The following is a 17,701-nucleotide window of genomic DNA, read 5'->3' on the forward strand; positions in this document are numbered from 1 at the left end:
CCGTCGTCAGCGGGACCGGTAGGCGTCTCCCCGGTGTTCGACTGCGGTAACTGTGACCGTCCGAGACTCGTCATCGATCCCATACAGAACGCGGTATGTGCCGCGACGCGCGGAATATGTTCCGTCGTAGGGCGGCAACAGGAGTTCCTTTCCTACACGACGGGGATTATCCAGTAGTACCGATGTGATGAACTCGCAGACCGCGTGGGCGACCTTTTGCGGAAGCCGGTTTGAGAGTGCCCGCGCCACCGGAGCAGCTATCACAAGGTGATATCGGGTTTTGATGTCATTCACCGCGATGCTCGGCCATCAGGGATCGAAGCTGATCGACGTCGAGAACATCACCCTGCTCTCGGGCGATTTTGGACTCGGCGAGTTGGCCCATGAGCTCCGGACTGCTGAGTACCTCCAACGTCTCCTCCAAGGCGTCCAGATCGTCGGCGGACATGATGACCGCGGCGACCTCACCGTGTCGGGTGATGGTGACGCGTTGATGCGTGCGCTGTACGTCATCGACGAGTTCGGACAATCGATTGCGTGCCTCGGTGAGGGGCAATGTCTCCATGACACGAAGACTATCTAAAATCTGGCGTGATGTCTGTGCAGACTGTCCGCGGGCTCGCGAACCTATGCACTCCGGCATAGGCGTGCCGTGCGGATCCGGCGATGCGGGGCGGCCGTCTGACGCTCACCATGGAGGGATGAGGCGGGTTGACTGGGTGACACGACTGTTGGGTTCGTATCGAGGGGGCACCGTGTGGATCATGGTGGTCGCGTGGGCCGGGCTGAGCGCCGTGCTGCTCGTCGAGGCGGACGGCATGACGGACTCCCGACAGCGGGCGGTGGCCGTGGTGGCGAGCGCCCTGTTGGCGGGCGCCTTCGTCGTCGCCCGCCGCTCCCCCGCCATCGCGCTGATCCTCGTGGGTGCGTTGGCCCTGGCACAGGTGCTGGTCAGTGTCGTGGTCCTCCAGTCGGCGTGGGCCATGTCCTGCCTGCTTCCCGTCATCGTGTTCGCCTTCCACGCCGGCCGTCGCTCGGTGGGACCACTCGCGGTCGTCGGGCTGGTCATCGGTGCGGCGACGGTCTCGGGCAGTGTGCTCGCGGCACAGTGGATGACGGGTCGTGGCGCCGACAATCCCGCGAGCGTGTTCGCGGACTGGGCCGGCGTCGTCATCGTCGCGATCATGGTGGCGCTCGCGCCATGGCTGCTGGGCCGCTACTGGCGGGACCACGACGCGATCGGGGCGCGCGGGTGGGAGGTGGCCGAACACCTGGAACGCGTGCGCACGGTCGAGACCGAACACGCGCGGCTGCGGGAACGCGCTCGCATCGCCAGCGACATGCACGACTCACTCGGACACAGCCTCACCCTCGTGGGCGTGCGGGCGGCCGCGCTGGAGATGGCCGCCGAGGCCGACAGCGATCAGCGCGCGGCGGCCAGTGAGTTGCGCGCCGCCGCGCACGAGGCCACCTTGCGGCTGCGCGAGGTCATCGGTGTCCTACGCAGCGAGCACTCGGGCGACGACGAGGCGACCGTGGACGACGTTTCCACGCTGGTGCGCAGCGCGCGCTCGGCGGGCCTGCGCGTTCGACTCACGCGGGAAGGGCTGGACCTGCCGACCACCACGCCGGTCGGCGCGGCGGCGTGCCGTGTCGTCAGGGAGGCGCTCACCAACGCGGCGAGGTACGCCGCCGACGCGGAGATCACGGTGCGGGTGAGCCGCGACGGGGCGTCCACCTCGGTACTCGTCCAGGACGACGGATCGTGGACCGTCGCAGCGGGCGCGGGCTCGGGCTCGGGTACGGGGCTGGCGGGACTTCGGGAACGGGTGGAGGAACTCCGCGGCACGCTGGACGCCGGGCCGGTCGAGGACGGTCCCGGCTTCCGGGTGCGGGCATGGTTGCCGGAGTCGGACGACACGGCCTCCCAGCCGCGTCCCGGTACGCGGCTGACCCGGGAACGGGAGAACGTTACGCGGCGGGCGCGGCGCGGGCTGCTCACCGCGGTCCTCGTCCCCGTCGGGTTGACCGCGACCCTCGCCGGACTGACGTTCGCGCTGCTGGGGCTGCGTGGCGCCAACTCGGTCCTGGACCCGGCCGACTACGCCGAACTCGACCTGGGCGACGCGCGCGGGTCCGTCGAGTCCGTACTCCCCGCGTTCTCCTCGCGCCCCCGCGACCTCATCGGGGAGTCCCCCGCACCCGACGGCTCGGTGTGCGAGTACTATCCGTCGAGCCGTGAGTCCGGACTGCCGACCATCTTCCGGCTGTGTTTCGTCGCGGACCGTCTCGTGGCCAAGGACGAGTTCGAGCAGCGGCCATGACCTGGCGACGACGCTTGAGAGGTGGGGATGGTGGAGCGAACACCCCTGCGGGTGGTACTCGCCGACGACGAGCGGATGGTCCGCGCCGGGATCGCCTCGATCCTCGCCTCCGCCACGGGCTTCGAGGTCGTGGGCGAGGCGTCCGACGGGGCCGAGGCCGTCGCACTCGTGGCTCAACACGGACCCGACATCGCCTTGCTGGACGTGCAGATGCCGGGAACGGACGGCCTGTCCGCGGCCGACACGATCCTCGCCCAGCACCCCGGAACCGCCGTCGTCGTTCTCACGACCTTCTCCGAGGACGCCTACGTGGCCCGCGCGCTCGGCGGCGGCGCGAGCGGTTTCGTCCTGAAGACGGGTGACCCCAACGACCTGGTCTCCGGGCTACGGGCCGTGGCAGACGGCGGAGCGTACCTGTCGCCGGAGATCGCGCGCCGTGTCATCGACGAGCTGGGCGCCGGCGGGACGCGGGGCCGGATGTCGCGGGGAGCGCTCGCGCGCGAGCGCGTGGGTCAGCTCACCGAACGGGAACGGGAGGTGCTCGGGCTCCTCGGCGAGGGGTTGTCCAACGACGCGATCGCCCGACGTCTGGGCATCGTCCCGGGGACCGCGAAGGTCCACGTCGGGTCGATCCTGTCCCGGCTTGGCGTCGCCAATCGCGTACAGGCCGCGATCCTCGCCTACGAGGCGGGACTCATCGCCGAGACCTGAGCGGACACGCTGGTCAGCGCGTCGCACTGCGCTAGATTCGTTCCATGACCGACACCGCCGCCCTGCTGGACCACGTGTGGCGCGAGGACGGCGCCCGGCTGCTGGGGGCCCTGGCTCGTCGGATCGGCGACCTGGGGCTCGCGGAGGACGCGCTACAGGAGGCCGCGGCGGAGGCGCTGCGCACCTGGTCCACCGATCCGCCCCCCAACCCGGCCGGGTGGCTGGCCACCACGGCGCGCCGCAGGGCCATCGACCGGCTGCGACGTGCGGACACTGAGGACACCAAGCTTCGGGTCCTCGCCGCGCGGGCGGAGGAGCCGGCGGAGGACGCGGGGGACGACGTCGTCGCGCTGCTCTTCGGCTGCTGCGACCCCACGCTGCCCGCCGACACCCGGGTCATGCTCACCCTGCGCGCGGTGTGCTCGTTGACCGTCCCGGAGATCGCGAGTGCCTTCCTCACCACACCGACAGCCGTCACGCAACGCCTCACGCGGTGTCGGCGCAGACTGCGCGACAGCGGCGTCACCTTCCAGGTCCCACACCCCGAAGAGTTCGCCCCACGCCTGGATTCCGTCCTCGCGACGATCTACCTCCTGCACAACGAGGGATACCTGGCCACGGACGCGTCCGCGGGACACCGTCCCGACCTCGTCGCGACCTCCGTGCGGTTGGGGCGGGAACTGACCACCCTGATGCCGCGAGAGACGGAGGTGGCCGGGCTCACCGCGTTGATGGAACTCAACCAGGCCCGTGGCGGACAACGCCTCGACCGCGACGGCGGCCTGCTGCTGTTGGGGGAACAGGACCGCCACGCCTGGGATCAGCGACTCATCGCCCAGGCCTCGACACGGTTGGAGCGGGCGCTGGCGCGACGGCGCCCAGGGCCCTACCAAGTGCAGGCGGCGATCGTGGCGCTCCACACCCAGGCTCCGGACGTGGCCGGAACCGACTGGCGCCAGATCCGGTTGTTGTACGACCGTCTGTACACCCTGCGCCCCGCGGCGCTGGTCCGGTTGAGTCGGGCGGTGGCCACCTGGCACGTCCGGGGTGCCGGCGCGGCGCTTGATGAGGTGGACGCGTTGCGGGCCGACCTGGAGGGCAACCGTCTGTTCCACGCGACCCGGTCGCGGCTGCTGGAGGACCTCGGTCGCCTCGACGAGGCGACCGAGGCGACGCGGCGGGCCGTCGGCCTGGCGATGAACCCCGCGGAACGGCGGTTGCTGGGCCGACGGCTGCACGCACTCAGTGCTCGATGATGGGGCGCACCTCCACGCTGTTGCTGGGGCAAGTCGCCAGTCCGGGGAAAGTGGCGGCGACGGACAGTGCCTCCTCCAGCGAGTCGGCGACGATGTAGCTGATGCCGCCGATGATCTCCTTCAGCTCCAGGTAGGGGCCGTCGGTCACCTGCGGTGTGCCGTCGGCGTCGAGCCGGATGGTCTTGGCCTGCTCCGGTGGTGTGAGTTCGCCGCCGACGTCGAGCTTGCCCTCGGCGATCCACTTCTCCGCCCAGGCGATGATCCCTTCCATCTCCCGTTCGGAGGCAGCTTCGGTGACGTGGGCCCACTCCTCCGGTGCTCCGCACACCAGCATGAGGTAACGCATGTCTGTTCCTCTCGACGGGGACACCAGGGTGGCGTCCTCTCACCCCTACTACGAATGGCGTCGCCTTCCATTCGACATCGGCCGCGATATTTTCTCTCGGCTCACGTCCGAGGCAGGTGGATCAGTGTCTTTCCGGTGTTTCCGCCCTTCAGGATGTCCAGGAACGCCGAGACCGCGGTGTCGATCCCGGTCGTGACGGTCTCCTCGCGGGTCAGGGACCCGTCGGCCAGCCACCCCGCGGCGAGCTGGGTGTACTCCGCGGCGAGGTGGCGGTGGTCGCCGATGATGAACCCGCGCAGGGTCAGCCGTTTCTTGATCGCCTGGTACAGGTTGTCCGGCCCTGGGCCTCGGCCCTCGGCGTTGTAGTGCGCGACCGCCCCGCACAGCGCGACCCGACCGTTGGGCCGCACCACGTCCAGCGCCGCTTGCAGGTGTGTTCCCCCCACGTTGTCGAAGTACACGTCAACGCCGTCCGGCGCGGCGAGGCGGAGATCTTCGAGGAGAGTGCCCTCCTTGTAGTCGACGGCGGCGTCGTATCCGAAGTCCTCCATCGCGCGGCGCACCTTCCGCGCGCCCCCCGCCGAGCCGACGACCCGCTTCGCGCCCAGGTGACGGGCGATACGTGGGATCACGCTTCCCACCGCGCCGGAGGCCGCGGAGACGAACACGGTGTCGCCGGGGTCCACTCGCGCGATCTCGGTGAGTCCGACGTAGGCCGTCAGGCCCGTCGTTCCCAGCACCCCGAGGTAGGCCGACGCCGGCGCGATGGCGGTGTCGAGCACCTCGACCTGGCCCGCGTCCAGGAGGGCGTGTTCGCGCCAGCCGAGGAAGTGCCGCACCACTGTCCCCGTAGGGAGATCCGGCGTGTCGGACGCGACCACCGTGCCGACCGCGCCGCCGGTCATGGTCTCTCCCAGCGCGAACGGCGAGATGTAGGACTCCACGTCGTCCATCCGGCCGCGCATGTAGGGGTCGACCGACAGCCAGTCGTTGGCGACGACGACCTGACCGGGGCCCGGGTCGGGTACCTCGACCGTGACCGTCGCGAAGTCGTCGTCGCTTGGCTCCCCTCTGGGGCGGGAACGTAGCTGGATCTCCCTGCTGGTGAATACCACGGCGTGTCCTCTCTGTCGGGCAGGGCCGAATATATGCCGCTCAGGGGACACGAACGGCCACGAATCGGCTGAGTAGGCGGGATTCCGTCCCTTGGGGGCGGACGGGGACGACAATGGACCGCTACGATCGATTACCGCACAAACCCGCCGTCGAAGGGTCTCGCCGGTGATGACAGCCTGGGCGGAGCCGCAGCGCGCACCACTCACCTGGGAGATGTTCCTCGGAATCGACCCCGAGACCCGGCGCGACCTGGAACTCGTGGACGGCTACCTGGTGCCCCGAGAACAGCGTTCCTCCGAGCACCAGGCGGTGCTGCGGCGCCTGCTGTCCATCCTGGAGGAGGCCGCGGGCGACGCCGAACACGGACTGTCCCCGGGAACCGGTTTCGCCACCGACACTGAGGTGGACGTCCTGTTGTGGCGGGAACCGCCCACGGCGCGGAAGCCCGACGCGGTGTTGTACCGCGCGCTGGCGGAGGGCGAGGAGCTGACCGCGGACCACGTGGTGATCGTCGCCGAGGTGTTGTCGACGTGGTCCCAGCGGCGTGACCGTGTGCACAAGATGGCGGACTACGCCGACGCGGCGATCTCCAACTACTGGCTCGTTCACTACGACCGGTCCGGGGTGGTGGGCATCGAACGGTACGCGTTGCTCGACCCGACCAAGCCCTACCGTCACATCGGGACGACGTACCGCAGCATGACCTCACGTCGACGCCCCTGACGTCGTCGGCGACTCCCCCAGGCAGGAGCGGATCCCGCCGAGGAGGTGTGCCCGGAACCGGGGGTCGTGGTAGCTCTCCGTCCCGTGCCCCAGCGCGGTGTAGAACACGGGGCCTCCGCCCATCCGATGGGTCCAGGCGATGGGGTGGTCGTCGTCGGTCGCGAGGAGCACACGGCTGTGCGGCTCCGGTGCGTCGTGGAATTCGTACCAGGCGTCGGTCGTGGTCCAGACTCCGTCGATGAGGTGCCGTGTGGCGGGATGGGTGGGGTCGGTGACGCGCAGGGTCGCGGTCCGCGTCGGTGTGTGGTCGTGGGGTCGGGCACCGATCAGGTGACCGAAGAACGGCCAGTCCTCCTCGGTGTCCGCGGCCGCGTGCACGCCGACGAACCCGCCGCCCGCGGTGACGAAGCGTTCCATCGCGGCCCGTTGGGGCGCGTTGAACACGGTTCCGGAGGTGTTGAGGAACACGACGGCGGCGTAGCGTTCCAGCTCGCGGGGCGTGAACGTGGTCGGGTCCTCCGTGGCGTCGACGGTGACGCCGTGCGTGGCGCCGAGTTCCCGAACGGCCGCGATCCCGTCGGGGATCGACGGATGCCGGAATCCGGTCGTGCGGGTGAGGACGAGCAGTCGCGGCGACGCCATCGTGAATCCTCCCGTTGTGGTGGCCGAGGAACCGGTCACCAGACGCTGCGGGCCATCACCGACGACCCTGCGGGGGTGAGCGGCTCATGGAGAAGGATCGGGGTCTGTGCCATGAAGCGCGGCTCGGCCCCGTGGTGCTCCTGCGCGGCGTGGGCGAGGAACGGATGGCACAGGTACATGTCGCCGGGGCGTCCGGTCGCGGTGACGACGGGGCGGTGGGTGGAGGCGGGTGCGAGGCGGCGTGACGCGGTCGCGGAGTCCAGCGGTTCCGCGTCGAGGACGCGCGCCGTGTCGCGGTGGGATCCCACGCGGATTCGGGTGGGCGCGTCGTCCTCCCCCACCGTGGACAGCAACACGAGGAGAAGCACCGTCCACGGGCGGCCGCTCGTCGCCGGTTGCCCGTCCGGGCCCAGGGTGTTCTGGTCGATGTGCCACCCTCGGTCGTCGTCGGCAGGGAACACCGGGAACCGCACGGGGATAGTGCCGACGTCCCGGCGTGGCTGCCAGGTGTCGACCCCGAGCAGTGTGTCCAGCGCGGCGCGTAGGGAACGGCTGGACATGATCGTCGCCCCGGGGCCGTCCTCCAGGTCGGTCGCCCACACCACCGGCCGGGTCCACCCCGCGGGGTCGTGTGGGGACAGCCCCATCGCGGACCACAGCCGAGAACGGAGGTCGTCGGCCACGTCCTCCGACGCGGCCGCGGGCAGATGGACGTACCCACGTTCGGCGAATTTATGGTGATCGACCGAGCGCATAGGGCGACGGTACTCCTCGTCCTGCGCTTGGACCAGCCAATTCTCCGGTGTCTGTTCCGTCCGCCACCCTGGCCCCGTGAATGGCGCTGGTCTCGCCACGGAGGCCGGATCGCGGAGGTAACACGTGTCAACCGTTGGGGCGGAGCCGAGGCACCATCCCGTCTCGTGGGAGGAGTTCCTCGACCTGGATTCCGATCTTCGGCGGGACCTGGAGATCGTCGAGGGTTATGTGTTCCCCCGTGGACGACGCGCGCGGGAACACCAGAAGGTCGCGAGGCGGCTGTCCGCGGCCTTGGAGGCCGCCGCGGTCGAACGCATGCGCGACAGCGGTCGTGCCGAGTGCTACGAGACCAACACCGAAGTGGACGTCCTCCTGTGGGAACACCCCGCGACCGCTCGGAAACCCGACGCGGTGCTGCACCGCTGTCTGCCCGACTTCGAACAGCTCGCGGCGGAGCATGTCGTGGTCGCTGTCGAGGTGCTGTCCACCTGGTCCCAACGACGGGACCGACTGCACAAGATGGCGGAGTACGCGGCGGCGGGAATCCCGCACTATTGGCTGGTGGAGGTCGACACACTGGGTGCGGTCAGTGTCGAGCGCTACGCGCTGTTCGGGGGCATCGCACCGTACCGGCACATCGACACGACCCACCGGGATATGGGTGGCCCCGCGATTCACGCGACCGACCCGTTCCCGATCGAGGCGCTGTGGCGAAGCCTGGAGGTCGCGCCGCCGGAGTGAGGCGCGGACCGGGCTCAGGGCAGGGAGCGGTGGATCTCCAGGAGGGAGTCGCGGGCGGCGTTCCCGGCCTCGGGGTCGTCGACGACGGCGCGCAGGCGCGTGACGATGTCGTCGGTGTCCAGGCCGCGGTGCATCCGCACGAGGTGCCCCAGGCCGATGGCCGCACATCGGCGGATGTCGCCGGATGGGTGGTCCAGCAGGTCAAGACAGATCGAGCGGACCCAGTGGGGGTCGGGGTCGTGGACCACGACCCCGACCAGTGCGGTGACGATCCGTCCCACGTCACCCGCTGACAGGGCGGCGTTGAGGCCGTCGCGGTCGACCCTGGGCGGTTGTTCGTAGCGCACCAGGGTCCCCCTCTCGTCGGTCTCAGACGCCGCTGGCGCCGCCACGAGTCTGAAGGCTCCCGGCGGCCTCGCGCATCCATCGAATGGTGACGTCCGCATCCACCTTTTGGCAGAGTCCCACGTCAACCAGGGTGGGGCCGGGCGGGCTGCGACGCCTCGAGGAAGGCCCGGGTCGGTGCGCGCCTCACGGCCGGCTGGCGCGCTCCACGCAGCGCCGCGCTCCCTCCTCGGTCGCCCCGAGCACCTCCGAGATCTGCCACGCGGCGGCCGAGACGTCGACCGCCAACGTGTCCATCCGGGAGCGCGGCATCCGCACCTCGGGGCCGCTGACGCTGAGGCATCCCACGACGCGGGACGCGTTGTCGAAGATCGGCACCGCCACGGTGTGGATACCGGGTGTGCGCTCCGCGAAGGACAGTGCCCGCCCGGTCTCCCGGATCTCCGCCAGTTGCCGCCGCAGGGCGTCGGGGTCGGTGATCGTGGCCGGGGTGGCGCGATCGATTGGGTCCCGCAGCACCTGTTCCCGCAGGTCGTAGCGAAGGTAGGCGAGGAGTGCCTTCCCCGGGGCGCCCTGGGGCAGCGGTAGGGGAATCCCGATCTCGGTATAGGTGCGTCGTAACGGCTGGTGGCTCTCCGCCTGGTCGACGACCGCGCGTTTCATCGACGGCAATAGTTCGTGCAGGCCCACCGTCTCGTCGACCTGGTCGCGCAGCCGGCGCATCGTCTCCATCGCGGCGTCACGGAGCGAGGTGGGAAACGCGCCGCTGCGGGCGAGCTGCACCAGGAGGGGCCCCAGGGCGTAGCGCCGCTCGGTGGTCTGGCGAACCAGGCCGTTGACCTGCATGGCTGCCAGGAGGCGATGCGTGGTGCTCGTGGACAGGCCGGTGGCGCGGGCGATGTCGCTGGTGCCGAGCTCGGGTGTGCGCGGACTGAAGCAGCGCAGAATCGTGACGGCTCGGTCGATGGACTGCACTCCCGAGCCGCGCTCTGGTCCCCCTTTCCGTGGATCCGGGGGGCCACCCCCGTCGTCTTCATGATCCAAAGTTCGCTCACCCCATTGACGAGTGTCCAGATCAGTACGTACATTCCTGCTATACGAGAAGCTGTCCCATCATACGGGAAGATTGTGGTGTCTATGAAACCACTCGATGGATTCCGTGTCCTGGACCTCACCCGGTTCCTCTCCGGTCCCTACTGCACGATGGTGCTGGCCGAGCTCGGCGCCGACGTCATCAAGGTTGAGCCCCCCTCCACCGGGGACGACTCCCGTCGGCTCGCCCCCAAGGTGAACGGCGAGAGCTACCCCTTCGCGATGCCGAACCGCAGTAAGCGAAGTGTCGCGCTCAACCTGAAGGACGACGCGGGCCTGGACGCCTTCCTGCGGATGGTCGACCAGGCCGACCTGGTGATCGAGAACTTCCGGCCCGGCGTCGTCGACCGGCTGGGGATCTCCTACGAGGACCTCCGCAAGCGCCGGCCGGACCTGCTGTACTGCTCGATCAGCGGCTTCGGACAGAGCGGTCCCTACCGCGACCGGCCCGGGTTCGACATCATGGCGCAGGGGGCGGGGGGATTCCTGCGGATGACCGGACATCCCGACGGGCGTCCCGCCAAGATCGGGATCGCGATCAACGACATCGCGGCCGGCGCCACGGCCCTGTACTCCATCCTCGCCGCGGAGATGGTGCGGCGCACCACCGGTCGAGGAGAGTACATCGACGTCTCCCTCCTCGAGGCGGGACTCGCCTGGACCGTCTGGGAGTCCGGCGCCTACTTCGGCTCCGGGGAGATCCCCGCCGCGACCGGGACGCGGCACCGTCGCAGCACCCCCTACCAGGCCTACGCCACCTCGGACGGGTTCGTCACCATCGGAGCGAACAACGACCGGCTCTGGACCCGCCTGGTGCGCGACGTGCTCGATCGCCCGGAGTGGTTGGACGACGAGCGCTTCCACTCCCTGCCGGCGCGGATGGAGCACATCGACGAACTCCAGGAGGAGATCGAGGCACTCACCACCACCCGCACCACGGCGGAGTGGATCGAGGCGTTGGACAAGGGCGGTATCCCCGGCGGACCCGTCCTGACCTACGACCAGGCCCTCAGCGACCCCCACGTCCAGGCGCGGGGCATGGTCGCCGAGCTCGACCACCCCATCATCGGCCCGATGCGCACCATCGCCCCACCCACCAAGTTCCGCAACCTCGACTTCTCCATCGGCGGCCCCGCGCCCTGGCTGGGCCAGCACACGCGGACCGTCCTGGCCGAGGCCGGGTTCACCGCCGAGGAGATCGACAGCTTGTGCGCGTCCGGCGCGGCACATGACGAACACCCGGACCTGCAGGGAGACCCCAATGTCTGAGGACATCCTCGTCGAGCGCGACGGCGCCGTCACCACGATCACACTCAACCGCCCCCAGAGCCGCAACGCCATCAACCTGGGCATGTACAAGGAGATCCCCAAGATCGCGGCGTCGGTGGACGCCGATCCCGCGGTCAAGGTCGTGGTGCTGCGCGGCGCCGGGACCAAGGCCTTCGCGGCCGGTGCCGACATCCACGAGTTCGAGGAGGTGCGCGGCGACGCGGAGAGCGCCCGCTCCTACAACGAGTACGTGGCGGCCGCGGAGCACGCGCTGGAGGGCATCGCCAAGCCCACCATCGCCATGGTGCACGGGTTCTGTATCGGTGGCGGCTGTGGCCTGGCACTCACCTGCGACTTCCGGTTCGGCGACACCAACGCCCGGTTCGGCATCACCCCGGCCAAGCTCGGACTCGTCTACAGCCTGGAGTCCACCAAACGCCTGGTCGACCTCGTCGGTCCGGCCCAGGCCAAGTGGATCCTGTTCTCCGGTCTCCACATCGACGCCGACCGTGCCCTGCGCGTCGGCCTCGTGGAGGCGGTGCACGACCCCGACACCCTGGAGTCGGCGACCACGGAGTTCGCGGCCACCCTCGTCTCCCGCGCCCAGTTCAGCGTCCGATCCACCAAGGAGATCATCCGGCGGATCACCGCGGGTCAGGCGGAGGAAGACGACCACACACGCCACCTGCGCAACTCCTCCTTCGACACCGCCGACTACGCCGAAGGCGTGCGCGCCTTCATGGAGAAACGAGCGCCGCGCTTCGCCTGACCGGCGCACGACCCCTCATCGGCGCGGGGGGATGACCAGACCAACCAGGGTGGTCGGATCCACGGTCACCCGCCCCGCACCGGCGCTCTCCACGCACCGCACGGTCTCCCGCCGCGCGGTCCCACCGCCCCTGTCCCCCACCCAGCTTGAACCGTCCCGGGGGTCCGCCCCGGGGCCAGTCCAGTGAGGAGAGTTCACCCATGTCGAGGTTCTCTTCAGTTTTCGCGGTGATGACCACGTTGGCCGTCGCCACCAGCGCGTGTGGAGCCGGAAGCTACGCCGAGGAGGAGGCGGACGACTACCCCAGTCAGGAGCTCGACTGGACGATCGCCTTCGGCCCTGGTGGCGGCAACGACATCATGGCGCGGGAGATCGTGAGCATCCTGGAGGCCGAGGAGCTGTACCCGGAGAACATCGTGGTGGAGAACCGGGAGGGGGGAAGCGGCGCGACCGGTTGGGGACACCTCCTCGGTCAGTCCGGAAACCCCTACGCGATCTCCACCACCTCCGGCTCCTTCCTCACCACTCCCTTGCAGGCCGACACCGGATGGACCTACGAGGACTTCACCGCCGTCGGCCTCTTCGCCACCGACGACACCTTGTTCGTCGTTCCCTCCGGCCACGACGCCCAGTCCTGGGAGGACTGGGTCGACTACGCCCAGGAGAACGCGCCCGTCGCCGTCGGGGGCATTGGAACGGTCAACGTCGACTTCATCATCCAGGCCGAACTCGCCGAACAGGCCGGATACGAGATCGACTACGTGCCGTTCAACGACGAAGGACAGATGCAGGCCGCACTGCTCTCGGGGACGCTCGACGCCATCGTGTCCAACCCCGGCTCGGTGATGGGTCAGGTCGAGGCCGAGGAGGTCACCCCGCTCCTGTTCACCGGCGAGGAACCACTGGAGGCGTTGCCCGACGTTCCCATCGGAGAGGAGGAAGGGTTGGAGAACCTGGTGTCCATGCCGCGCGGACTGATCCTCCCACCCGACGTTCCCGACTACGCGACGGAATGGTGGATCGGCGCGATGGAGAGCGTGGTCGAAACCCAGGAGTGGCAGGACTACATCGACGCCAACTTCCTCAGCGAGGACGTTCGGTGGGGTGAGGAATTCGCGGCCTACCTCGAGGAGAACGCCACCGAGTTCGAGGAGACCCTCCGGGAGCACGGTGCGATCGAATGAGTGAGCCAACCACCCCGCTACGATCGGCTCCCGCGGCCGAGACGGACGAACACGGGGCCGGAACCATGCCGGCGGTCCTCCGCCGGATCGACGGCACCTCGCTGTTCTACCTGGTGCTGACCGTCGTCCTCGCCGGCTACACCCTGCTCGCGTTCGACATGGAGTGGGACACGCAGGCCGGACGCATCGGCCCCGGATTCTTCCCCCGTATCATCGGCGTCGCCGGAGTCGCGCTGGCGGTGATCGGGCTGGTCAACGCGATACGTCAGGCACGGAGCAGGTCGTTGGACGCGGTCCCGGCGGAGCCCGAGGACCTCCGCTACCCCGGGATCATCGCCGTCATCGCCCTGGGGCTGGGTGCGTTCGTCACCGTGCTCATTCCCCTGGGGGCGCCCCTCACCGGGGCGGCGTTCCTGGTGCTGATGTATCTCATGATCGACCGGAAGCGAATCCTGCGGCGCGCCGTATTGAGTGTCGTGTTCCCGCTCGCGCTCTACATCGTCTTCGACGTTCTGCTCGGCGCGGCCCTCCCCGGGGGAATCACCGACTTCCTCTGATATTCGCGCCTTTCCCGCCCGACGTCCGTTTCCGATTCGGCCGCCAAATCGGACCCGCCCGCCGCTGACGACTCTCCACTAATTCGGCGCCATGTAGGGCTTGATACCGATTTCCCCCCATCACTCTCGGAGTCCATTATGGACCTGTTTGCGAATTTACTGAATGGCATATCCAATGTGCTGTCGCCCACAACGCTGATGTTCCTCGTCATGGGCGTTCTCGTGGGAATGCTCGTCGGGGTGATCCCCGGGCTCGGGCCGTCGGCGGGGTTGGCGATCCTGCTGCCGTTGACGTTCGGCCTCGACCCGATGCACGCGATCATCCTGCTGGCCGCGGTGTACTACGGCGCCTTCTACGGCAGCACCATCACCTCCGTCCTGATCAACACCCCGGGTGACGCGGCCAGTGTCCCGGCGGCGTTGGAGGGATATCCGATGGCGCGGCGGGGAAGGGCCGCGCCGGCGCTCATCATCGCGACGATCGCGTCGTTCGTCGCCGGAACCGTCGCGGCCATCCTGCTGACCCTGGCGGCACCCGCGGCGGCGGCCGTCACGTCCAGCTTCGGGCCGCCAGAGCTGTTCCTGCTGGTCATCCTCGGCCTGTTGACACTCATCGTGTTGGTGGGAAAGAACTGGGTGCGGGGCGCGCTGTCCGTCATCCTGGGCTTCGCGATCGGCACGGTCGGTATCGACATCGGGGGCGGCGCGCAGCGCTACACCTTCGGCTCGACGGAGCTCATCAACGGGATTCCGTTCATCCCCGTCGCCATCGGCCTGTTCGGACTCGGTGAGATCCTGTGGAGCCTCTACAACGGCGTCCACCGAAAGAAGCAGGAGCGAGTCGAGTTCAACCTGCGATCCAACTTCTGGCCCAACCGTAAGGAGTGGCGTGAGGCGCGTGGGCCCATTGGCCGGGGGTCCCCGATGGGCTTCCTGCTAGGCGTGGTTCCGGGCGCGGGGGCGACAGTCGCCTCGCTCATCTCCTACAGCGTGGAGAAGAGCCTGTCCAAGACGCCCGAGAAGTTCAACAAGGAGGGTGCGGTCGCGGGCATCGCCGGTCCGGAGTCGGCGAACAACGCCGCCGCCACCGGAGCCATGGTTCCACTGCTCACGATGGGAATCCCGGGTTCGGCCTCGACCGCGGTGCTACTGGGCGGGTTCTTGATGTGGGGGCTCCAGCCGGGGCCCTTGCTGATGGAGCAGAACCCGGACTTCGCGTGGGGTCTGATCGCGAGCATGTACCTGGGCAACGTGGTGCTGCTGGCGGTCAACATCTTCTGTATCCCGATGTTCGCCTCGGTCACCCGGATCTCGCTGCCGACCCTCGCGCCGCTGATCGTCGTTCTTTGTGCCTTCGGGGCGTTCACCGTCAACGGGAGCGTCATCGAGGTCGGCATCATGTTCGCCTGCGGTTTCGTCGGGTTCTTCATGCGGATGTACGGGCTCTCACCCGCGGCCCTGGTGATCGCGTTGGTGCTGGGGCCGCTCGCGGAGGAGACCTTGCGCCAGACGATGATCATCTCCGGTGGCAATTTCGACATCTTCCTGGTTCGCACGCCGTCGCTCATCCTGCTAGCGGTGGGGGTCGGCCTGTGTCTGCTTCCGGTCGCCACGCCCTGGGTCAAACGGGTCGCCGCCCGTGCGCTCGAGCGGAAGAATCGGGGGGAGGAGTCGACGCCGAGCGCCCAGTCGTGACCAGCCGATCCCCGCGAGTGGAGGAGCCCATCGATGCGCCAGCAGCGTTACGCCGTGGTCGGTGGCGGCATCCTCGGTACGGCAGTCGCCCGACGGCTCCTCGAGGAACGCCCCGCGATCCGGCTGAGTCTTCTCGAGAAGGAGGACGACGTCGGGACGCACCAGACGGGGCACAACAGTGGCGTGGTTCACGCCGGTCTGTACTACCAGCCCGGATCGTTGAAGGCGCGGTTGTGCCGACGGGGTGTGGGTCTGCTGCGGGCGTTCTGCCGGGTGCGAGGTGATGGGGATCCAGCGGCGGGACGGGGAGGTCGTCCTCGACGCCGCGGATGGCCTCACCGAGGCCTTCGACCGGGTGATCGTGTGTGGCGGGCTGCACAGTGACCGGCTGGCGCGGCTGGCCGGCGCCGCGGAGGATCCCGTCATCGTCCCGTTCCGCGGTGAGTTCTACGCGCTGCGTGAGCAGCGCCGGTCCCTGGTCAACGGCCTGGTCTATCCAGTCCCCGACCCCCGGTACCCGTTCCTGGGCATCCACCTCACGCCACGCGTCGACGGCGAGGTACTCGTCGGACCGAACGCGGTCCTGGCCGGGGCGCGTGAGGGGTACCGCCGGAGACCTCAACGGACGGGACCTGCGTGAGGTCCTCGCGTCCTCCGGATTCCGGGCGTTGGCACGCCAGCACTGGCGGACCGGCGCCGCCGAGATGTTGGGTTCGTTCAGCCGGCGGGTGTTCGTGTCCCGCGCGCGTCGCTACCTGCCGGGGTTGCGCGGCATGGACGTGGTCCCGGCTCCCAGCGGTGTGCGGGCCCAGGCCCTGAACGGCGACGGGACGTTGCTGGACGACTTCCGGATCGACCGCCGTGGCGCTGTGGTCGCGATCCGCAACGCGCCCTCCCCCGCCGCCACCTCGGCGTTGGCGATCGCCGAGCACATCGTCGACGGTGTCCTCAACAAGGAGCCGCCAGCGGAGGGATCTCGATAGGCTCGCGGCCACCATGAACCATCCGCATGCCACCGACCGGCCCGCCACGGAGGCGGAGGCCCTCGCCCAGCAACGGCGTCTGGCTCCCCTGGTGCGGGAGGAGGCGCTGTCCACGGCGGAAGTGACGCTCGTGGCCGGGGTCGACGTCACCTACGCCGACGCGGTCGACCGGCTCGTCGCCGCCGCCGTCGTGCTCCGACTCCCCGGACTGGACGTCGTGGAACGGTCCTGGGTCTCGGCGCGGCCGTGTTTTCCCTACGTCCCGGGACTCTTCGCGTTTCGCGAGGCCCCTCCCCTCCTCGACGTCCTCGCCACCCTGGAGACGGTTCCCGACGTGGTGGTGTGCGACGGCTACGGCAGGGCACACCCACGCCGGTTCGGCCTGGCCTCCCACCTCGGTGTGCTCCTTGACCGTCCGGTGGTGGGCGTCGCGAAGTCACCCTTCGTGGGAGAGGCCGTACCGCCCACGTCGGAGCGTGGTTCCTGGAGCGACCTGACCATCGACGGAGAGGTCGTCGGTCGGGCCCTGCGCACGCGGGACGGAGTCAAACCCGTCTACGTGTCGGTGGGGCACCGGGTCGACCTGCCCAGCGGCACCGACCTGGTGCTCCGGCTGTCGCCGCGCTACCGGGTCCCCGAGCCGATCCGGCACGCGGACCGACTGTCCCGGGCGGTGCTCCGCGACGGCCACCTTTCGACGGTGTACGGGTCGGGTTAGGGGGTTCCCGGGGCTTCGACCTTGTCTCGGGGCGGTGCTCGGCGGCTGCTGCGCGGCGGTGTACGGGTGAGGTTAGGGGGTTCCCGGAGCTCCGATGGCTTGGCCGGCGGTACCGGCTACCGGACGAAGCCCGCCACGCGGGGGTGCGGGGTGATCGGTATGTCCGTCCCGCCCGTGGAGTCGGCCAGCGCGTCGAGGATCCCCTGGTCTGGCTCGCCGTAGAGCTGGAAACTGTGGGCGAGCATCTGGTCGGCGGCGAAGAAGACGTCCACCATCAGTTGCGGGCCGTGCCCCCTGGTGAAGTCGACGGCCCGCGTGATGGCCGCGTTGAACTCCCCGACGTGCCCGTCGTGGACGCGCATGGTGTTGCGGAACAGGATGGTGCACGGTGGGTTGCTCATGGGGGCGACACTCGCACCTCCAGCACGCTTGAACGAGAATCGCCGTTCGGTGGACGTGGCCCGGGACGCCCGA

23 protein-coding genes are annotated in these 17,701 nt (G+C 69.2%); 14 read left to right on the forward strand and 9 right to left on the reverse strand.

Going from position 1 to position 17,701, the window contains the following annotated elements:
- Nucleotides 1-6: 6 nt before the first annotated feature.
- Both J4H86_RS01960 and J4H86_RS01965 read right to left on the reverse strand, forming a co-directional pair.
- Nucleotides 7-294 (reverse strand): type II toxin-antitoxin system RelE family toxin, encoded by a 288-nt coding sequence (locus J4H86_RS01960; protein WP_330932474.1) that lies wholly within the window; start codon nucleotides 292-294, stop codon nucleotides 7-9.
- Nucleotides 287-565, reverse strand: coding sequence for a type II toxin-antitoxin system Phd/YefM family antitoxin (locus J4H86_RS01965; RefSeq protein WP_236541477.1), 279 nt, complete (start codon nucleotides 563-565; stop codon nucleotides 287-289). The genes J4H86_RS01960 and J4H86_RS01965 overlap by 8 nt, the downstream gene beginning before the upstream one ends.
- A 136-nt stretch (nucleotides 566-701) precedes the next feature.
- Between J4H86_RS01965 and J4H86_RS01970 the strand changes: the two genes are divergently transcribed.
- Genes J4H86_RS01970 through J4H86_RS01980 form a run of 3 tightly spaced genes read left to right on the forward strand, consistent with a single transcriptional unit; the run spans nucleotide 702 to nucleotide 4,291 of the window.
- Nucleotides 702-2,324 carry a sensor histidine kinase gene (locus J4H86_RS01970; RefSeq protein WP_236541478.1) on the forward strand — a complete coding sequence of 541 codons (1,623 nt, stop codon included), beginning with the start codon at nucleotides 702-704 and terminating at the stop codon, nucleotides 2,322-2,324.
- 27 nt (nucleotides 2,325-2,351) lie between these two features.
- Entirely contained in the window at nucleotides 2,352-3,035 is a 684-nt protein-coding gene (locus tag J4H86_RS01975; RefSeq protein ID WP_236541479.1) for a response regulator, read from the forward strand.
- A 44-nt stretch (nucleotides 3,036-3,079) separates the two neighbouring features.
- Nucleotides 3,080-4,291 carry an RNA polymerase sigma factor gene (locus tag J4H86_RS01980; protein WP_236541481.1) on the forward strand — a complete coding sequence of 404 codons (1,212 nt, stop codon included), beginning with the start codon at nucleotides 3,080-3,082 and terminating at the stop codon, nucleotides 4,289-4,291.
- Here J4H86_RS01980 and J4H86_RS01985 read toward each other — a convergent pair.
- Nucleotides 4,278-4,637 carry a YciI family protein gene (locus tag J4H86_RS01985; RefSeq protein WP_236541483.1) on the reverse strand — a complete coding sequence of 120 codons (360 nt, stop codon included), beginning with the start codon at nucleotides 4,635-4,637 and terminating at the stop codon, nucleotides 4,278-4,280. The two genes, J4H86_RS01980 and J4H86_RS01985, sit on opposite strands and share 14 nt — an antisense overlap.
- A gap of 101 nt (nucleotides 4,638-4,738) precedes the next feature.
- Complete coding sequence (locus tag J4H86_RS01990) at nucleotides 4,739-5,752, reverse strand: NADP-dependent oxidoreductase (protein WP_236541485.1); 1,014 nt, start codon at nucleotides 5,750-5,752, stop codon at nucleotides 4,739-4,741.
- Between the two features lie 169 nt (nucleotides 5,753-5,921).
- Between J4H86_RS01990 and J4H86_RS01995 the strand changes: the two genes are divergently transcribed.
- Nucleotides 5,922-6,476, forward strand: coding sequence for a Uma2 family endonuclease (locus tag J4H86_RS01995; RefSeq protein WP_236543871.1), 555 nt, complete (start codon nucleotides 5,922-5,924; stop codon nucleotides 6,474-6,476).
- On the opposite strand, the gene J4H86_RS02000 is transcribed toward J4H86_RS01995, so the two are convergent.
- Complete coding sequence (locus tag J4H86_RS02000; protein WP_236541486.1) at nucleotides 6,459-7,118, reverse strand: ThuA domain-containing protein; 660 nt, start codon at nucleotides 7,116-7,118, stop codon at nucleotides 6,459-6,461. The genes J4H86_RS01995 and J4H86_RS02000 overlap by 18 nt on opposite strands.
- Before the next feature lie 35 nt (nucleotides 7,119-7,153).
- Nucleotides 7,154-7,873, reverse strand: a complete 720-nt coding sequence (locus J4H86_RS02005; protein WP_236541487.1) for a phytanoyl-CoA dioxygenase family protein — start codon at nucleotides 7,871-7,873, stop codon at nucleotides 7,154-7,156.
- A 124-nt stretch (nucleotides 7,874-7,997) separates the two neighbouring features.
- On the opposite strand from J4H86_RS02005, the gene J4H86_RS02010 reads away from it, so the two are divergent.
- On the forward strand, nucleotides 7,998-8,615 hold the full coding sequence (locus J4H86_RS02010) for a Uma2 family endonuclease (RefSeq protein WP_236541489.1): 618 nt from the start codon (nucleotides 7,998-8,000) through the stop codon (nucleotides 8,613-8,615).
- A gap of 14 nt (nucleotides 8,616-8,629) precedes the next feature.
- Here the strand turns inward: J4H86_RS02010 and J4H86_RS02015 are convergent, their stop codons facing one another.
- On the reverse strand, nucleotides 8,630-8,962 hold the full coding sequence (locus J4H86_RS02015; protein ID WP_236541490.1) for a hypothetical protein: 333 nt from the start codon (nucleotides 8,960-8,962) through the stop codon (nucleotides 8,630-8,632).
- Between the two features lie 184 nt (nucleotides 8,963-9,146).
- Complete coding sequence (locus tag J4H86_RS02020) at nucleotides 9,147-9,935, reverse strand: IclR family transcriptional regulator (RefSeq protein ID WP_236541492.1); 789 nt, start codon at nucleotides 9,933-9,935, stop codon at nucleotides 9,147-9,149.
- A gap of 162 nt (nucleotides 9,936-10,097) precedes the next feature.
- On the opposite strand from J4H86_RS02020, the gene J4H86_RS02025 reads away from it, so the two are divergent.
- The 9 genes from J4H86_RS02025 (at nucleotide 10,098) to J4H86_RS02055 (ending at nucleotide 17,227) form a co-directional block, all read left to right on the forward strand.
- Complete coding sequence (locus J4H86_RS02025; RefSeq protein ID WP_236541494.1) at nucleotides 10,098-11,321, forward strand: CaiB/BaiF CoA transferase family protein; 1,224 nt, start codon at nucleotides 10,098-10,100, stop codon at nucleotides 11,319-11,321.
- Nucleotides 11,314-12,090: an enoyl-CoA hydratase-related protein gene (locus J4H86_RS02030; protein WP_236541495.1), complete on the forward strand. Its 777-nt coding sequence runs from the start codon at nucleotides 11,314-11,316 to the stop codon at nucleotides 12,088-12,090. Before J4H86_RS02025 ends, J4H86_RS02030 begins: the two co-directional genes overlap by 8 nt.
- Before the next feature lie 200 nt (nucleotides 12,091-12,290).
- On the forward strand, nucleotides 12,291-13,274 hold the full coding sequence (locus tag J4H86_RS02035) for a Bug family tripartite tricarboxylate transporter substrate binding protein (protein ID WP_236541496.1): 984 nt from the start codon (nucleotides 12,291-12,293) through the stop codon (nucleotides 13,272-13,274).
- Nucleotides 13,271-13,831 carry a tripartite tricarboxylate transporter TctB family protein gene (locus J4H86_RS02040; protein ID WP_236541497.1) on the forward strand — a complete coding sequence of 187 codons (561 nt, stop codon included), beginning with the start codon at nucleotides 13,271-13,273 and terminating at the stop codon, nucleotides 13,829-13,831. The genes J4H86_RS02035 and J4H86_RS02040 overlap by 4 nt, the downstream gene beginning before the upstream one ends.
- Before the next feature lie 177 nt (nucleotides 13,832-14,008).
- Complete coding sequence (locus J4H86_RS02045; RefSeq protein ID WP_236541499.1) at nucleotides 14,009-15,526, forward strand: tripartite tricarboxylate transporter permease; 1,518 nt, start codon at nucleotides 14,009-14,011, stop codon at nucleotides 15,524-15,526.
- Nucleotides 15,527-15,559: 33 nt separating this feature from the next.
- Nucleotides 15,560-15,910 (forward strand): FAD-dependent oxidoreductase, encoded by a 351-nt coding sequence (locus tag J4H86_RS27345; RefSeq protein WP_330932475.1) that lies wholly within the window; start codon nucleotides 15,560-15,562, stop codon nucleotides 15,908-15,910.
- Nucleotides 15,810-16,166: an FAD-dependent oxidoreductase gene (locus J4H86_RS27350; RefSeq protein WP_330932476.1), complete on the forward strand. Its 357-nt coding sequence runs from the start codon at nucleotides 15,810-15,812 to the stop codon at nucleotides 16,164-16,166. The genes J4H86_RS27345 and J4H86_RS27350 overlap by 101 nt, the downstream gene beginning before the upstream one ends.
- Nucleotides 16,123-16,509: an FAD dependent oxidoreductase family protein gene (locus J4H86_RS27355; RefSeq protein ID WP_330932477.1), complete on the forward strand. Its 387-nt coding sequence runs from the start codon at nucleotides 16,123-16,125 to the stop codon at nucleotides 16,507-16,509. Before J4H86_RS27350 ends, J4H86_RS27355 begins: the two co-directional genes overlap by 44 nt.
- Before the next feature lie 13 nt (nucleotides 16,510-16,522).
- The gene (locus J4H86_RS02055; protein ID WP_236541501.1) at nucleotides 16,523-17,227 is read left to right on the forward strand and encodes an endonuclease V; all 705 of its coding nucleotides are present in this window, start codon (nucleotides 16,523-16,525) and stop codon (nucleotides 17,225-17,227) included.
- A gap of 116 nt (nucleotides 17,228-17,343) precedes the next feature.
- Here the strand turns inward: J4H86_RS02055 and J4H86_RS02060 are convergent, their stop codons facing one another.
- Entirely contained in the window at nucleotides 17,344-17,628 is a 285-nt protein-coding gene (locus tag J4H86_RS02060) for a hypothetical protein (protein ID WP_236541503.1), read from the reverse strand.
- Nucleotides 17,629-17,701 lie beyond the last annotated feature (73 nt).

Source organism: Spiractinospora alimapuensis (assembly GCF_018437505.1).
Lineage (GTDB): Bacteria > Actinomycetota > Actinomycetes > Streptosporangiales > Streptosporangiaceae > Spiractinospora > Spiractinospora alimapuensis.

Bases quoted from the DNA above. Each gene is read 5' to 3' on its own strand.
- J4H86_RS02055 (WP_236541501.1), top strand. From the start codon at position 16,523: ATGAACCATCCGCATGCCACCGACCGGCCCGCCACGGAGGCGGAGGCC.
- J4H86_RS01985 (WP_236541483.1), bottom strand. From the start codon at position 4,637: ATGCGTTACCTCATGCTGGTGTGCGGAGCACCGGAGGAGTGGGCCCAC.
- J4H86_RS01975 (WP_236541479.1), top strand. From the start codon at position 2,352: ATGGTGGAGCGAACACCCCTGCGGGTGGTACTCGCCGACGACGAGCGG.
- J4H86_RS27350 (WP_330932476.1), top strand. From the start codon at position 15,810: ATGGGGATCCAGCGGCGGGACGGGGAGGTCGTCCTCGACGCCGCGGAT.
- J4H86_RS01980 (WP_236541481.1), top strand. From the start codon at position 3,080: ATGACCGACACCGCCGCCCTGCTGGACCACGTGTGGCGCGAGGACGGC.
- J4H86_RS27345 (WP_330932475.1), top strand. From the start codon at position 15,560: ATGCGCCAGCAGCGTTACGCCGTGGTCGGTGGCGGCATCCTCGGTACG.
- J4H86_RS01970 (WP_236541478.1), top strand. From the start codon at position 702: ATGAGGCGGGTTGACTGGGTGACACGACTGTTGGGTTCGTATCGAGGG.
- J4H86_RS01965 (WP_236541477.1), bottom strand. From the start codon at position 565: ATGGAGACATTGCCCCTCACCGAGGCACGCAATCGATTGTCCGAACTC.
- J4H86_RS02025 (WP_236541494.1), top strand. From the start codon at position 10,098: ATGAAACCACTCGATGGATTCCGTGTCCTGGACCTCACCCGGTTCCTC.
- J4H86_RS02005 (WP_236541487.1), bottom strand. From the start codon at position 7,873: ATGCGCTCGGTCGATCACCATAAATTCGCCGAACGTGGGTACGTCCAT.
- J4H86_RS02060 (WP_236541503.1), bottom strand. From the start codon at position 17,628: ATGAGCAACCCACCGTGCACCATCCTGTTCCGCAACACCATGCGCGTC.
- J4H86_RS02000 (WP_236541486.1), bottom strand. From the start codon at position 7,118: ATGGCGTCGCCGCGACTGCTCGTCCTCACCCGCACGACCGGATTCCGG.
- J4H86_RS02040 (WP_236541497.1), top strand. From the start codon at position 13,271: ATGAGTGAGCCAACCACCCCGCTACGATCGGCTCCCGCGGCCGAGACG.
- J4H86_RS02030 (WP_236541495.1), top strand. From the start codon at position 11,314: ATGTCTGAGGACATCCTCGTCGAGCGCGACGGCGCCGTCACCACGATC.
- J4H86_RS01995 (WP_236543871.1), top strand. From the start codon at position 5,922: ATGACAGCCTGGGCGGAGCCGCAGCGCGCACCACTCACCTGGGAGATG.
- J4H86_RS02035 (WP_236541496.1), top strand. From the start codon at position 12,291: ATGTCGAGGTTCTCTTCAGTTTTCGCGGTGATGACCACGTTGGCCGTC.